The sequence below is a fragment of the Neoaquamicrobium microcysteis genome (genome assembly GCF_008180155.1).
In the GTDB taxonomy this organism is placed as follows: Bacteria; Pseudomonadota; Alphaproteobacteria; order Rhizobiales; family Rhizobiaceae; genus Aerobium; species Aerobium microcysteis.
Genome location: NZ_VSZS01000064.1, coordinates 135383 through 148301 on the forward strand (window position 1 = coordinate 135383; position 12919 = coordinate 148301).

A 12919-nucleotide genomic window follows, 5' to 3' on the forward strand; every position below is an offset into this window, starting at 1 on the left:
GCTATGGAATTTCTCGACTTCGGCACGATATTCTTCCTGATTGCAGCGATTGTGATCTTTTTCCAGCTGCGGAACGTGCTCGGCCGTCGTACCGGGAACGAACGGCCGCCATTCGATCCCTATACCGCGGCGCGCACCGGCGAGAAGACCGAGGGCACCCCGTCGGAGAACGTCGTGTCCCTGCCGCGCCGCAAGGGCGACGCCGAGGCGACCTATGCGGCCATCGATGCATTCGCCAAGCCGGGCACGGACCTCAACAAGGGCCTGCGCGCCATCCGCGACGCGGACCCCTCCTTCGAACCCAAGACTTTCGTCGACGGCGCCAAGATGGCCTATGAGATGATCGTCATGGCCTATGCCGACGGCGACCGCCGGACGCTCAAGAACCTGCTTTCACGAGAAGTTTATGACGGCTTCGTCGCCGCCATCGCTGACCGCGAAAGCCGCTCGGAAAAGATCCAGTCGTCCTTCGTCGGCATCGACAAGGCCGATATCGTCAATGCCGAGATGAAGGGCAGCGAGGCGCATGTGACGCTGCGCATCGTCAGCGAGCTGATTTCGGCCACCCGCAACAGCACCGGCGAGGTGATCGACGGCGATCCCGAAACCGTCGCCGAGGTCAAGGATGTGTGGACCTTCGCGCGCGACACACGCTCCCGCGACCCGAACTGGAAGCTGGTCGCCACCGAAGCCGACGACTGAGTTTCGCGGCCGGATCGCGCGACGGAGCCCGCGCCGTGCCGCTTTCACCCCTTTTCAGGCAGGCACGCTACGCCGAACTGCCGGGCTGGGCCGGTGACGACCACGCAGCAGCCTTTGCAGCGTTCCGGCGAAGCGCGCTGCATGCGTGCGAAAAGTCCTACAAGAGCGGATCGCTCGGCATCGAGGCGCAGGCGTTCACAGACGCCTTTTCCGCAGCTCGCGGCGTCCCCGAAATTGACGCTGAGGCGGCGCGTCGCTTCTTCGAGGATCATTTCCTTCCTTTCCGCATCGTGCCCGACACGGCTGATGGCGGCTTCGTCACCGGTTTCTATGAGCCCGAGGTGGAGGCATCCGACAAGCGCACCCACAGGTTCGGGGTGCCGTTGCTGGGTGTCCCGAACGATCTGGTTAAGGTCGACGATGACAGCCGCCCTGCCGGGCTCGATCCCTATCTGGCCTTCGGCAGGAAGATGCCCGACGGCATTGTCGAATATTTCGACCGCGCGGCGATAGAAGCCGGCGCCATCGAGGGCAGGGCGCGGCCGCTCGCATGGCTGGCCGACCCCGTCGATGCGTTCTTCATTCATGTGCAGGGTGCGGCGCGCCTTCATATGCGGGACGGTACGGTGCGGCGCGTGACCTACGCCGCCAAGTCCGGCCAGCGTTTCACCGGGGCCGGACGGGTGCTGGTGGACATGGGAGAAATTCCGCCGGAGGACGTGACCATGCAGTCGATCCGCGCATGGTTTCGCGACAACCCGACCCGCATCGCCGAAATCCTGCACCGAAACCGTTCCTACATCTTCTTTCGCGAAGCGCCGGTGGATGACCCCTCGCTCGGGCCAGTCGCCGCCGCCAAAGTCCCGCTCACGCCCGGCCGCTCTGTCGCGGTGGACAGGCTTCTGCATACCTTCGGCACGCCCTTTTTCATCAGCGCCCCGACGCTCCACGCCTTCGGAGAGCCGTTCTCCCGGCTCATGATCGCGCAGGACACCGGCTCGGCCATCGTGGGTCCCGCGCGGGGGGACCTGTTTGCGGGCTCGGGCGATGCAGCGGGCGAGATCGCCGGCGTCGTGCGCCATGGCGCCGACTTCTTCGCGCTCGTGCCGCGCACCCTGGTCGAAGGGCGGGCGGCATGAGCGGGCATGCCGACAGGAAGCTTTCGCTGGAAGACCGGATCCTGTGGGGCAAGGTCGCACGTTCCGCGACGCCGCTGCCGGGCAAGGCCCATGAGGAGGAGCCGGCAGTAGCCGAGGATTTCAGCAGCATGCTCGATGCGCCGAAGGCCCCTTCGGCCAGAACCGAGCCCGCCGCTCCCGCGCGCCCGAAAACACAGGTTCATCACCGCCAGCACGGCATCGACATGCCCACCCGCGAGAAGCTCGCCAAGGGTCGCCTGCCCATCGAGGGCAAGGTGGATTTGCACGGCCTGACGCAGGCCGAGGCGCACAGCCTGCTGCTCTCCTTCCTTCATCGCGCCTATGCAGACGGCCGCCGCCACGTGCTGGTCGTGACCGGCAAGGGCTCGTCGCTCGGCTCCGACGGCATCTTGCGGCGCGCGGTGCCTGCATGGTTCGCCACACCTCCGTTTCGCGCCCTCGTCGCCGGCCATGAAGATGCGGCGCGCCGGCATGGCGGCTCGGGGGCGCTCTATGTGCGGCTGCGAAGGCAGGGCAGCGCGTCATGACGCCCTTCGGTGAAAAGATGCGCGAGCTGCGCGCCAGAAAGGCTGTCTCGCAAAAGGAAATGGCTTTAGCGCTCGGTGTCAGCGCTGCCTACCTCTCGGCGCTCGAGCATGGCCGCCGCGGCGCGCCCAGTTGGGCGCTGGTGCAGAAGATCGTCGGCTATTTCAACGTCATCTGGGACGATGCCGAGGAATTGCAGCTTCTGGCCGAAATCTCGCATCCGCGCATCGTCGTCGACACGTCGGGTCTGTCGCCCAGGGCGACTCGGCTCGCCAATCGCCTGGCCGCCGACATCGGCAAGCTCGACGACGAGACGCTCGACATGCTCACCGACATGCTGGATTCGCGCAAAAAATCGTAGCGCCTGTCGGAAGCCCGGCAGCTGCAACGTCCTTCGATCACAAATCGAGGGAGACGACCAATGTCCGAACGCGCCATGACCATAACCGGCTGGCTTCTCACCGGGCTCTTTTCGCTGTTCATGCTGGGCGCGTCCATCGCGCCGAAGCTCGTCGGCGCCGAGGTGGCCGACGAGACGATGCGCCAGCTCGGCTGGCCGGACGGCTACGTCCTGATGATCGGCCTGATCGAGCTGGCCTGCGTCCTGCTCTATCTCTACCGGAAGACGAGCGTGCTCGGCGCCATGCTGATGATGGCGGTGCTGGGTGGCGCGATGGCGACGCAGATACGCATCGGCAATCCGCTGTTTTCGCACATCCTGTTTTCGCTCTATCTGGGCCTGTTCATGTGGGGCGGCCTTTGGCTGCGCGATCCGGCGCTGCGCCGCCTATTCCCTTGGCGGCGCGACTGAGCCGCTTCAGAACAGCTCTTTCAGCTCGTCCAGCCTGTCGTTGACCAGCCAGCCGTAATAATTCTCTTCGGGAAGGCGCGGCGCCTGGCCCGCGGCGCGGCGCTTGCGGTTCTCCGCCCGCAGCGCCTGTGCCCGCTGTTCGGGGTTGCCGACATTGTAGAGCGTGGCGGTGATGCCGGGGTTCTTCGAAATGTCGTAACCCGCGATGTCGCGATAGGCGTCGATGGACTTCTTCAGCGTCGCCGCGACGTAGTTCAGCGTCAGGTCGGGGTCCATGATGGTCCGGTAGACCTGCTGCGCGTCGTTGTGATCGAGCTTGGGCAGGCCCGACACCTTCGCCACCAGATCGCTCATCTGCAGGGCCGTCAGCGGGTTCAGCTGGCCGATGCCGAAGGTCTGCCCGGCATAGAAGGGCTGGAAGAAGACGGCGCTGAAGCGGTCGTTGGGGAAGCGCTTGCCGTCCACGGTCTTGTTGCGGAAGTCCTTTTCCCAGACGGTCTCGCGGCAGGACCAAAGCTTGTAGCTTTCCGAAATGCCGGCGCATTTCTCGAACTGCGCGCGCTCGACGAAATCGCCGACCGCTTCCCCGCCATAGGAGAAGCTGAAGCTGGTCTGGAGGTACGAAACCGCCTTGACGTAGTATGTCTGGAGACGGTCGTAGGCATCCACATTGTAGGTGTGCTCGCCGACGATCGCGCCGGCCATGTGCAGCGGGTCGATACCGTATCTCTTGGAGATCGAGACGATCTTGGAGCGCAGCGCGCTGTCGGTCTTCAGCAGCGCATAGACCTTGGCGTATTTGGCCTCGTAGGTCGAGCGCGACGCGCGCGTGCGGCTGGCCGACGCCGCCGGCACCCCGGGCTGCGTGGCGAAGCGGTTGCCGGGCGGCACGAGCGTGGCGGCATCGGCCGGAACGACCGTCGCGACGAGGCAAAGGCTGGCAAGGAGCCGCGTTGCAGAGTTCATCACTGACCTTATGAAGATCAAGCCCGATAGACCCTTATCCGGGTCTAGAGCGGCGAAAATAGTTGCAGCCGTAGATCAAGTCGAGAGCCGCGGCGTTCAAACTCACGTCATGACTCTCGAAAACTTGAACGGCTTCCCGCCGCGGACGCTCCCTTACAGGATGAAGCGCGACAAGTCAGTATTTTTCGCAACGTCGCCGACATACTTCGCGACATAGTCCGCGTCGATGACCAGTTCGGCGCCCGATTTGTCGGGGGCGTTGAATGAGATGTCGTCCAGCACGCGCTCCATCACCGTCTGCAGGCGGCGCGCGCCGATGTTCTCGACGCTGGCATTGAGGTCGACCGCGATGCCGGCAAGGCTGTCGATGGCGTCGTCGGTGAAGTTCAGCGTCACGCCTTCGGTGCCCATCAGCGCGATATACTGCTTGATGAGGCTGGCCTCCGTCTCCGTCAGGATGCGGCGGAAATCGTCCTTCTCCAGCGCCCGCAGTTCGACGCGGATAGGCAGGCGGCCCTGAAGCTCGGGCAAAAGGTCCGACGGCTTGGCGACATGGAATGCGCCGGAAGCGATGAAGAGGATGTGGTCCGTCTTCACCGGCCCGTACTTGGTCGCCACCGTAGTGCCCTCTACCAGCGGCAGCAGGTCGCGCTGCACGCCCTCGCGCGAGGGGCCGCCCGAAATGTCGCTGCGGGCCGCCACCTTGTCGATCTCGTCGAGGAAGACGATGCCGTCGTTCTCGGTCGATTCCAGCGCGCGGCGCACAACCTCGTCCTGGTCCAGAAGCTTGTCGGACTCATCGTTGATGAGCAGGTCGTAGGATTCCTTGACCGTGGTCTTGCGCGTCTTGGTGCGCTGGCCGCCCATCGCCTTCTGCATCATCTCGCTGAGATTGATCATGCCGACGCCGCCCGGCATGCCGGGTATCTCGAACCCGGGCATGCCGCCGGAGCCGGTGTCGGCCACCTCGACCTCGATTTCCTTGTCGTCCATGCTGCCTTCGCGCAGCTTCTTGCGGAAGGAATCGCGCGTCGCGGGGCTGGCATTCTTGCCGACCAGCGCTTCCAGCACGCGCTCTTCGGCGTTGAGATGCGCGCGGGCCTTCACGTCCTCGCGCATCTTTTCGCGCGTCAGGCCGATGGCGGCCTCGACCAGATCGCGAATGATCTGCTCCACGTCGCGGCCGACATAGCCGACCTCGGTGAACTTTGTTGCCTCCACTTTGATGAAGGGGGCGCCCGCCAGCTTTGCGAGACGGCGCGAGATCTCTGTCTTGCCGACACCGGTGGGGCCGATCATCAGGATGTTCTTGGGCATCACCTCCTCGCGCATCTGGCCTTCGAGCTGCTGGCGCCGCCAGCGGTTGCGCAGGGCGATGGCCACGGCGCGCTTGGCGTCCTTCTGGCCGATGATGTAGCGGTCGAGCTCGGAAACGATCTCGCGGGGGGAAAAATTGGTCATCAGGGTCAAATCTCTCGGGGGGCGTCCAGCGCCATCATCAGGGCCGGACCATATTGTGTGGTTCTGGTGTCGAAGGGGCGAAACCCGGCCTTCTCGTAGGCGCGGATCGCGCGGGCGTTCGCTGGGTCGGGGTCGATGATGAGCCGCGGCGCGCCCTCGTCGAAAAGCTGCGCCGCAAACTGCCGGATGATCGCCGAACCGTGGCCCTTGCCGACGAGCGCGGGATCGCCGATCGACATGTCGAGACCCAGCGTTCCGGTCGGCTGGTCCTGATAGGGATGGCCGTCCTCCAGATGCGGATCGTAGTTCTGGAGGTAGGCGATGGGCTTGCCGTCCAGCTCGACGATCAGCGGCTCGGTCGAGATGTCGTCGATGGCCGCCTCGATTTCCTCGATGGCTTCCACCGGGTCGCCCCACCATTCCTTCAGGTGCGGCTCTTCCAGCCAGCGCGCGACCATCGGCAGGTCGCGCGGCGTCAGAGCCCGAAACGTGTAGCGCGCCACGCCGCTACTCCGCATCCAGCGTTTCGACGACGAAATTGCCGTTGGTGTAGACGCAGATCTCGGCCGCGATCTCCATCGCCTTGCGGGCGATCTCCTCGGCGTCCTTGTCGGTGTCGATCAGCGCGCGGGCCGCAGCCAGCGCATAATTGCCGCCCGAGCCGATGGCCATGACGCCGTGCTCGGGCTCCAGCACGTCGCCGGTGCCCGTCAGCGCCAGCGTGACGTTTTTGTCGGCCACCAGCATCATGGCCTCGAGCCGGCGCAGGTAGCGGTCGGTGCGCCAGTCCTTGGCGAGCTCGACGCAGGCGCGGGTGAGCTGGTCGGGATATTGTTCGAGCTTGGCTTCGAGCCGCTCCAGAAGCGTGAAGGCATCGGCGGTCGCCCCGGCGAAGCCGGCGATCACGTTGCCCTTGCCGAGCCGGCGCACCTTGCGTGCGTTGCCCTTCATGATGGTCTGGCCGAGGCTGACCTGTCCGTCGCCGGCGATCACCACCTTGTTGTCCTTGCGCACCGTGACGATGGTCGTCGCGTGCATGGTCAGTTCATTCGACATATCAACTCCGATACTGCCTTCGGTCGGCCTATGGGAAATGCAGCGCCGGCCGCATGATCGCTTATGTATGCGCGCCGGGCGCGAATGCAAATCGCGCCGCGCTGGCAATCGCTTTGCCATGCTGGTAAGAGGCTGTCGCTTCGAGGCAAAAGAGGTCGCACGGCATGGCGAATACCGACCGCAAGGCGAGCGTTTCGCGCAAGACGAAGGAAACCGAGATCGCGGTCAGCGTCGATCTCGACGGCAAGGGCGCGTCGAGCATCTCGACCGGCGTCGGCTTCTTCGACCATATGCTCGACCAGCTTTCGCGCCATTCGCTCATCGACATGAAGGTCGAGGCCAAGGGCGATCTGCACATCGACGACCACCACACGGTGGAAGATACCGGCATCGCGATAGGCCAGGCCATCGCGAAGGCGCTGGGCGAGCGGCGCGGGATCGCGCGCTACGCCTCGATCGACCTTGCCATGGACGAGACGCTGACCAAAGCTGCCGTCGATGTGTCTGGCCGGCCGTTCCTCGTCTGGAACGTCGCTTTCTCATCGCCCAAGATCGGCACCTTCGACACCGAACTGGTGCGCGAGTTCTTCCGGGCGCTGGCGCAGAACGCCGGCATCACGCTGCATGTCATGAACCACTACGGCGCGAACAACCACCATATCGCCGAGACGTGCTTCAAGGCTGTGGCGCGCGCCTTGCGCAGTGCCGTCGAACCCGACCCGCGCCAGAAGGGGGCCATCCCCTCGACCAAGGGCACGCTGAACGGATGAACGGCAATGGCTAGCTATGTGGTGATGGAGCCGCCCGGTCGTGGCGGCGAGGAACGCGCCGTTCTGGTTCGCGACGGCTTCCATTTCCTTGCCTTCCTGCTGCCGCTCGTCTGGCTGCTTTTCAACCGGCTGTGGATCGAAGCACTGGCGGTATTTGCCGCCGGCGCGCTCATTGGCGCTCTGGGGTCGTGGTTCGGCGCAGGCGCGGCCGCATCCGTCGTCTCGGTCCTGCTGGCGCTCTTCGTCGGGCTTGAAGCTGCGTCGCTGAAGATCGCCGCCTTGCGCCGCCGCGGCTGGCGCGAATGGGGCGTGGTGGAAGCCGACAATGCCAGCAATGCCGAAATCCGCTTCGCGGCCAGCCTCGAGACGCAACTGGCGGACGAGTTCGTGCCGGCTGAAGATATAGCGCAGCCGCAACTGCCTCCGAGCCGGCCGGCGACACACCCTGCGCGGCCGACGGGCCCGGTGCTGGGCATGCTCGGCTATCCAGGACGGAACTGACATGCGCGTCGCCATCATCGACTACGGCTCCGGCAATCTGCGTTCGGCGACCAAGGCTTTCGAGCGCGCCGCGCGCGAAGGCGGCATCGCTGCCGAGATCGACCTGACCGCCGACCCGAACCGCGTGTGCACGGCCGACCGCATCGTGCTGCCCGGCGTCGGCGCCTATGCCGACTGCAGCGCCGGGCTTCATGCGGTGGAAGGCATGGTCGAGGCGATCCGGGACGCGGTCGAAAATCAGGGGAGACCATTCCTCGGCATCTGCGTCGGCATGCAGCTCATGTCTTCGCGAGGCCTCGAAAAGACGATCACTCAGGGTTTCGGCTGGATCGAGGGCGACGTGAAGGAGATCACGCCGTCCGACCCGTCGCTGAAGATCCCGCAGATCGGCTGGAACACGATTCACGTGAAACACGACCATCCGCTTTTCGCCGGCATCCCGACGGGGGATGATGGGCTGCACGCCTACTTCGTGCATTCCTATCATCTGGACGCGGCGCGGCCGGGCGACGTTCTGGCCACCGCCGACTATGGCGGCCCGGTCACGGCCGCCGTTGCGCACGGCAACAAGGCCGGAACGCAGTTTCACCCCGAAAAGAGCCAGAAGCTCGGTCTGGCGTTGATAACCAATTTCCTGCGATGGAAGCCATGAGGAGGATGCCGTGAGCAAGAAGGGCTACTGGATGGGTATGGTGGACATCACCGATGCCGAGGGCTACCCGCAATACATCGCGGCCAACGCTGCTGCGTTTGCCAAATACGATGCGAAGTTTCTCGTGCGTGGCGGGCAGGGCGAGGTGTTCGAGGGACCGGCAGCTTCCCGGCTGGTGGTGATCGAGTTCGACAGCTACCAGAAGGCGCTCGACTGCTACCATTCGCCGGAATATCAGGCGGCGCTCGCGCTGCGCCAGAAGTTCGCGAAGGTGCATTTCGCGGTCGTGGAAGGCGTCTGATCCCGTGATCCTGTTTCCGGCCATCGACCTCAAGCAGGGTCAGTGCGTTCGCCTGAAGCTGGGCGAAATGGACAGTGCGACGGTCTACAACCCGGACCCGGCCGCACAGGCGCGCGCCTTCGAGGAGCAGGGGTTCGAGTGGCTTCACGTGGTCGATCTCGATGGCGCATTTGCCGGCGAGAGCCGGAACGGTGATGCCGTCGAGGCGATCCTTAAAGCGACGAAGAACCCGGTGCAGCTCGGAGGCGGCATCCGCACGCTGGCGCATATCGAGGCGTGGCTGGCCAAGGGCCTCGCCCGCGTCATCCTCGGCACTGTGGCCGTGCGCGATCCCCAACTGGTGAAACAGGCCTGCAAGGCGTTTCCGGGCAAGGTCGCGGTCGGCATCGACGCGCGCGGCGGCAAGGTTGCCGTGGAAGGCTGGGCCGAGGCGTCTGCGCTTGGCGCGATCGAACTGGCAAAGAAGTTCGAGGGCGCCGGCGTTTCCGCGATCATCTACACGGACATCGACCGTGACGGTGTGCTGACCGGCATCAACTGGGAGGGAACCATAGAGCTGGCTGACGCCGTATCTATCCCTGTCATCGCCTCGGGAGGCCTCGCCTCGCTCGCCGATATCGTTCGCATGACGATGCCGGACGCGCGCAAGCTGGAAGGCGCGATCTCCGGCCGCGCGCTTTATGACGGAAGGATCGATCCGGCCGAGGCGCTGGAAATCTTGGGCAAGGCGAGGGCAGCATGACCCTCAAGGCCCGTGTCATTCCCTGCCTCGACGTGCATAACGGCCGCGTGGTCAAGGGCGTCAATTTCGTCGATCTCATCGACGCGGGCGATCCGGTCGAGGCCGCGCGCGCCTATGACGCCGCAGGCGCAGACGAGCTCTGCTTCCTCGACATCACGGCATCGTCCGACAACCGCGAGACCATCTTCGACATCGTGGCGCGCACGGCCGAGCAGTGCTTCATGCCGCTGACGGTGGGGGGCGGCGTGCGGCAGGTCGCCGACATCCGCAAGCTTCTGCTGGCGGGCGCCGACAAGGTGTCGATCAACACGGCTGCGGTGAACAACCCGGATTTCGTCTCCGAAGCCGCCGACAAGTTCGGCAACCAGTGCATCGTGGTGGCCATCGACGCCAAGAAGGTTTCCGGCTCAGGCGAGGCCGATCGTTGGGAAATCTTCACCCATGGCGGGCGGCAGCCGACCGGCATCGACGCGGTCGATTTCGCGGTCTCGATGGTAAGGCGTGGAGCCGGCGAAATCCTGCTCACCTCGATGGACCGGGACGGCACCAAGGCCGGCTACGACATCTCGCTCACCCGTGCGATTGCCGATGCAGTTCGTGCCCCCGTCATCGCGTCCGGCGGCGTCGGTAATCTCGATCACATGGTCGAAGGCATCCGCGATGGCCATGCGACGGCGGTGCTTGCCGCATCGATCTTCCACTTCGGCACCTACACCATTGCACAGGCCAAGGCCCACATGGCAAAAGCGGGCTTGGCCGTGCGGCTCGACGCCGCCTGACGCTCGGGAGGACAGGTCTTTGGCCGGATTTTCGCTGAACGATCTCGAACGGATCGTGGCCGAGCGCGGGGCGTCGGGAGCGGCCGATTCCTGGACCGCCAGGTTGTTTGCCAAGGGCACCGAAAAGGCCGCCCAGAAAATGGGCGAGGAGGCGGTCGAGGCCGTCATCGCTGCCGTGAAGGGCGATCGCGCCGGCCTCGTTTCCGAGAGTGCCGACCTTCTTTATCATTGGCTCGTCGTGCTGGCGCTCGAAGGCGTGAAGCTGGACGACGTGATGGCCGAACTGGAGGCGCGCACGGCGCGGTCGGGCGTCGCCGAAAAAGCCTCGCGCGACGCCGGTTGACCCTGTCGGGACCGAGACGGATGCCCATGGACCAGTTCACACCCGGCGAGAAATACTCCCCCTATCGCATCTTCACGGCCGAGCGATGGGCCGAGTTTCGCGCCGACACGCCGCTGACCTTGACCGAAGACGAGGTGCGGCGGCTGCGCTCGCTCAACGATCCGGTCGACCTCGATGAAATCCGGCGCATCTACCTCTCGCTGTCGCGGCTGCTCTCGGCCCATGTCGAGGCGAGCCAGCTGCTGTTCCAGCAGCGCCGCGTGTTCTTCAATGCCGACAACGAGGTCAAGAAGACGCCCTTCATCATCGGCATTGCCGGTTCGGTGGCCGTCGGCAAGTCGACCACCGCGCGCGTGCTGAAGGAGCTTTTGCAGCGCTGGCCGTCGAGCCCGAAGGTCGATCTCATCACCACAGACGGTTTCCTGCTGCCGAACGACGTGCTGCGCCGCGAGAACCTGATGGAGCGCAAGGGCTTCCCCGAAAGCTACGATGTCGGCGCGCTGCTGCGGTTCCTTTCGGCCATCAAATCCGGACAGCCCGATGTCCAGGCCCCACTCTACTCGCACATGACCTACGACGTGCTGCCGGGCGCCTATGTCACCATCGACCGGCCCGACATCCTCATCTTCGAGGGCATCAACGTGCTCCAGCCGCGCCAGCTGCCGCCGGACGGCAAGTTCGTGCCCTTCGTGTCGGACTTCTTCGATTTCTCGATCTACATCGACGCCGACGAAACCATGATCCACCAATGGTACATCGACCGCTTCATGCGGCTGCGCGAGACCGCGTTCAAAAACCCGGAATCCTTCTTCCACCGCTATTCGCAGCTCTCGGAAGAGGCCGCGCGCGCCATCGCCGAAGGGCTCTGGTCGAACATCAACCTGAAGAACCTGCGGGAAAACATCCTCCCCACCCGCCCCCGCGCCGACCTCGTGCTGCGCAAGGGCGCGGATCATCTCGTCGAGGAAGTGGCGCTCAGGAAGCTGTGAGGGTCGCGCCGGGTGCGGGCGAGGGGGCAGGCACCGTGCCGGCAGCCTCCTTTTCCCTTCGCGCCATAGCCTTCACCGCGTAGTGGATGATCGCGACCAGCACGATCGAGGCGTAGCCGTCGATCGCGTAGTGCCAGGCCAGATAGACCGAGCTTGCAACGATGAAGCCAAGATAGGCCCATGCCATCAGGCCAAGCCGGCGCGAATATTCCGCAATGAAGATCGCATTGAGCGCGACAAGCCCGACATGGATGCTGGGAAAGGCCGATATGCCCGAGCCGAAGCTGGTGGCGCCGGCCTCGTGCAGCGACCACAGATAGTCCTGATAGGCGACGGCCGAGTTGGGGTTGGCCGCGCCCTGTGCAAGAAAGGCCAGCTGCTCGGCGAACCGCGCCTCGTCTCCCGTCACCGCGCCGTAGAAGGCGGGGCCGGCCGAAATGAACATCACCGCGAAGATGTTGCCGCATACGATCCAGACCAGCATGAAGCAGGCGAGATAGCGGCCCCTGACCTCTATGGCGCGAGGCGAGGTGACGACGAAGAAAAGCGCGCCGAAGCAAAGCACGAACCACAGCACGTTGTAGTTCCACTCTACGACGGTCCGCGTCAGGTCGTTTTCGCCGAAGGCGAAGAGCAGCCGCCACGGATCGACGCCGAAATGCAGCCATTTGTCGATGTCGGCCTGCACGCGGTCGTGCAGGAAGCCGCCCTGCCAGTACACCATCGCGTTCTTCAGCGAGGTGAAAGTACCCTGGAACAGCACGAACGCCATCAGCAGCGCCGCACCGGCCAGCAGCCAGGCGACGCGCTTTTGCGAAAAGGCGCGGCTGAACGCCAGCTTTCGGCGGCGGTCGAACCGGTGGACGACCATTGCGCCGTCCGCGATCAGCGCCACCAAGGGGAAGAACAGGCCGAAGACCACCGCCCATTTGGCAAAATACACGCCATAGGTCGCCCGGTCGTCCGCGCCCGTCCATTGTAGCAGGAGCAGGCCGAGCGTCGTATAGAGCAGGATCGCCAGATAGAATCCGGCATCCGCGCGCACGTTGCGCGCCGTTTCGGCCAATGTTGCCGCGCCCCAGCGCGCAAGCTTCGTCATGGACTGCGTTCCGGCCGCTGTCTCCGATCGGCAGACGCTAGCGCCAAAATCTCAACATTCTC

General features: G+C 64.7%; 18 protein-coding genes. 13 read left to right on the forward strand and 5 right to left on the reverse strand.

Translation table 11 applies throughout. The features are described 5' to 3' along the window. The first annotated feature begins 3 nt into the window (after positions 1 to 3). From FY036_RS14310 to FY036_RS14330, 5 genes are read left to right on the forward strand one after another with little or no spacing between them, the layout of a single operon-like run. A complete protein-coding gene (locus FY036_RS14310) occupies positions 4 to 702 on the forward strand; it encodes a Tim44/TimA family putative adaptor protein (protein ID WP_148915422.1) in 699 nt (232 codons plus the stop codon). Positions 703 to 737: 35 nt separating this feature from the next. Continuing rightward, positions 738 to 1841 carry a murein transglycosylase A gene (gene mltA / locus FY036_RS14315; protein ID WP_148915423.1) on the forward strand — a complete coding sequence of 368 codons (1104 nt, stop codon included), beginning with the start codon at positions 738 to 740 and terminating at the stop codon, positions 1839 to 1841. After that, positions 1838 to 2389 carry a Smr/MutS family protein gene (locus tag FY036_RS14320; protein WP_148915424.1) on the forward strand — a complete coding sequence of 184 codons (552 nt, stop codon included), beginning with the start codon at positions 1838 to 1840 and terminating at the stop codon, positions 2387 to 2389. Before mltA ends, FY036_RS14320 begins: the two co-directional genes overlap by 4 nt. After that, positions 2386 to 2748, forward strand: a complete 363-nt coding sequence (locus tag FY036_RS14325; RefSeq protein WP_148915425.1) for a helix-turn-helix domain-containing protein — start codon at positions 2386 to 2388, stop codon at positions 2746 to 2748. Before FY036_RS14320 ends, FY036_RS14325 begins: the two co-directional genes overlap by 4 nt. A gap of 60 nt (positions 2749 to 2808) precedes the next feature. After that, complete coding sequence (locus FY036_RS14330) at positions 2809 to 3198, forward strand: DoxX family protein (protein WP_148915426.1); 390 nt, start codon at positions 2809 to 2811, stop codon at positions 3196 to 3198. A gap of 6 nt (positions 3199 to 3204) precedes the next feature. Here FY036_RS14330 and FY036_RS14335 read toward each other — a convergent pair whose 3' ends face one another. The 4 genes from FY036_RS14335 to hslV all read right to left on the reverse strand — a co-directional run bounded on the left by FY036_RS14335 (position 3205) and on the right by hslV (position 6681). Then, a complete protein-coding gene (locus FY036_RS14335) occupies positions 3205 to 4164 on the reverse strand; it encodes a DUF1402 family protein (protein ID WP_148915427.1) in 960 nt (319 codons plus the stop codon). Positions 4165 to 4317: 153 nt separating this feature from the next. Next, a complete protein-coding gene (gene hslU, locus FY036_RS14340) occupies positions 4318 to 5625 on the reverse strand; it encodes an ATP-dependent protease ATPase subunit HslU (protein WP_148915428.1) in 1308 nt (435 codons plus the stop codon). Positions 5626 to 5630: 5 nt separating this feature from the next. After that, positions 5631 to 6143: a GNAT family N-acetyltransferase gene (locus FY036_RS14345; protein WP_148915429.1), complete on the reverse strand. Its 513-nt coding sequence runs from the start codon at positions 6141 to 6143 to the stop codon at positions 5631 to 5633. Beyond that, the gene (hslV, locus tag FY036_RS14350) at positions 6133 to 6681 is read right to left on the reverse strand and encodes an ATP-dependent protease subunit HslV (protein WP_148915430.1); all 549 of its coding nucleotides are present in this window, start codon (positions 6679 to 6681) and stop codon (positions 6133 to 6135) included. Before hslV ends, FY036_RS14345 begins: the two co-directional genes overlap by 11 nt. A 164-nt stretch (positions 6682 to 6845) precedes the next feature. On the opposite strand from hslV, the gene hisB reads away from it, so the two are divergent. The 8 genes from hisB to coaA are packed head-to-tail and all read left to right on the forward strand — an operon-like array spanning position 6846 to position 11758. Beyond that, entirely contained in the window at positions 6846 to 7451 is a 606-nt protein-coding gene (gene hisB / locus FY036_RS14355) for an imidazoleglycerol-phosphate dehydratase HisB (RefSeq protein ID WP_148915431.1), read from the forward strand. 6 nt (positions 7452 to 7457) lie between these two features. Beyond that, the gene (locus tag FY036_RS14360) at positions 7458 to 7952 is read left to right on the forward strand and encodes a DUF2628 domain-containing protein (RefSeq protein WP_148915432.1); all 495 of its coding nucleotides are present in this window, start codon (positions 7458 to 7460) and stop codon (positions 7950 to 7952) included. A 1-nt stretch (position 7953) separates the two neighbouring features. Continuing rightward, positions 7954 to 8604 carry an imidazole glycerol phosphate synthase subunit HisH gene (hisH, locus tag FY036_RS14365; protein WP_148915433.1) on the forward strand — a complete coding sequence of 217 codons (651 nt, stop codon included), beginning with the start codon at positions 7954 to 7956 and terminating at the stop codon, positions 8602 to 8604. Between the two features lie 10 nt (positions 8605 to 8614). Further along, positions 8615 to 8905 carry a DUF1330 domain-containing protein gene (locus tag FY036_RS14370; RefSeq protein ID WP_148915434.1) on the forward strand — a complete coding sequence of 97 codons (291 nt, stop codon included), beginning with the start codon at positions 8615 to 8617 and terminating at the stop codon, positions 8903 to 8905. Positions 8906 to 8909: 4 nt separating this feature from the next. Further along, positions 8910 to 9647 carry a 1-(5-phosphoribosyl)-5-[(5-phosphoribosylamino)methylideneamino]imidazole-4-carboxamide isomerase gene (gene hisA, locus FY036_RS14375; RefSeq protein ID WP_148915435.1) on the forward strand — a complete coding sequence of 246 codons (738 nt, stop codon included), beginning with the start codon at positions 8910 to 8912 and terminating at the stop codon, positions 9645 to 9647. Next, positions 9644 to 10426 (forward strand): imidazole glycerol phosphate synthase subunit HisF, encoded by a 783-nt coding sequence (hisF, locus tag FY036_RS14380; RefSeq protein WP_148915436.1) that lies wholly within the window; start codon positions 9644 to 9646, stop codon positions 10424 to 10426. The genes hisA and hisF overlap by 4 nt, the downstream gene beginning before the upstream one ends. A 19-nt stretch (positions 10427 to 10445) precedes the next feature. After that, positions 10446 to 10769, forward strand: a complete 324-nt coding sequence (locus FY036_RS14385) for a phosphoribosyl-ATP diphosphatase (protein WP_148915437.1) — start codon at positions 10446 to 10448, stop codon at positions 10767 to 10769. Between the two features lie 26 nt (positions 10770 to 10795). Continuing rightward, the gene (coaA, locus tag FY036_RS14390; protein ID WP_148915438.1) at positions 10796 to 11758 is read left to right on the forward strand and encodes a type I pantothenate kinase; all 963 of its coding nucleotides are present in this window, start codon (positions 10796 to 10798) and stop codon (positions 11756 to 11758) included. On the opposite strand, the gene FY036_RS14395 is transcribed toward coaA, so the two are convergent. Beyond that, the gene (locus FY036_RS14395) at positions 11745 to 12857 is read right to left on the reverse strand and encodes a phosphatase PAP2 family protein (protein WP_148915439.1); all 1113 of its coding nucleotides are present in this window, start codon (positions 12855 to 12857) and stop codon (positions 11745 to 11747) included. The genes coaA and FY036_RS14395 overlap by 14 nt on opposite strands. Positions 12858 to 12919 lie beyond the last annotated feature (62 nt).

Bases quoted from the DNA above. Each gene is read 5' to 3' on its own strand.
- FY036_RS14320 (WP_148915424.1), top strand. From the start codon at position 1,838: ATGAGCGGGCATGCCGACAGGAAGCTTTCGCTGGAAGACCGGATCCTG.
- hisF (WP_148915436.1), top strand. From the start codon at position 9,644: ATGACCCTCAAGGCCCGTGTCATTCCCTGCCTCGACGTGCATAACGGC.
- FY036_RS14335 (WP_148915427.1), bottom strand. From the start codon at position 4,164: ATGAACTCTGCAACGCGGCTCCTTGCCAGCCTTTGCCTCGTCGCGACG.
- hisB (WP_148915431.1), top strand. From the start codon at position 6,846: ATGGCGAATACCGACCGCAAGGCGAGCGTTTCGCGCAAGACGAAGGAA.
- coaA (WP_148915438.1), top strand. From the start codon at position 10,796: ATGGACCAGTTCACACCCGGCGAGAAATACTCCCCCTATCGCATCTTC.
- FY036_RS14345 (WP_148915429.1), bottom strand. From the start codon at position 6,143: ATGCGGAGTAGCGGCGTGGCGCGCTACACGTTTCGGGCTCTGACGCCG.
- hisH (WP_148915433.1), top strand. From the start codon at position 7,954: ATGCGCGTCGCCATCATCGACTACGGCTCCGGCAATCTGCGTTCGGCG.
- FY036_RS14330 (WP_148915426.1), top strand. From the start codon at position 2,809: ATGTCCGAACGCGCCATGACCATAACCGGCTGGCTTCTCACCGGGCTC.
- FY036_RS14325 (WP_148915425.1), top strand. From the start codon at position 2,386: ATGACGCCCTTCGGTGAAAAGATGCGCGAGCTGCGCGCCAGAAAGGCT.
- hslU (WP_148915428.1), bottom strand. From the start codon at position 5,625: ATGACCAATTTTTCCCCCCGCGAGATCGTTTCCGAGCTCGACCGCTAC.
- FY036_RS14360 (WP_148915432.1), top strand. From the start codon at position 7,458: ATGGCTAGCTATGTGGTGATGGAGCCGCCCGGTCGTGGCGGCGAGGAA.
- FY036_RS14310 (WP_148915422.1), top strand. From the start codon at position 4: ATGGAATTTCTCGACTTCGGCACGATATTCTTCCTGATTGCAGCGATT.
- hslV (WP_148915430.1), bottom strand. From the start codon at position 6,681: ATGTCGAATGAACTGACCATGCACGCGACGACCATCGTCACGGTGCGC.
- FY036_RS14395 (WP_148915439.1), bottom strand. From the start codon at position 12,857: ATGACGAAGCTTGCGCGCTGGGGCGCGGCAACATTGGCCGAAACGGCG.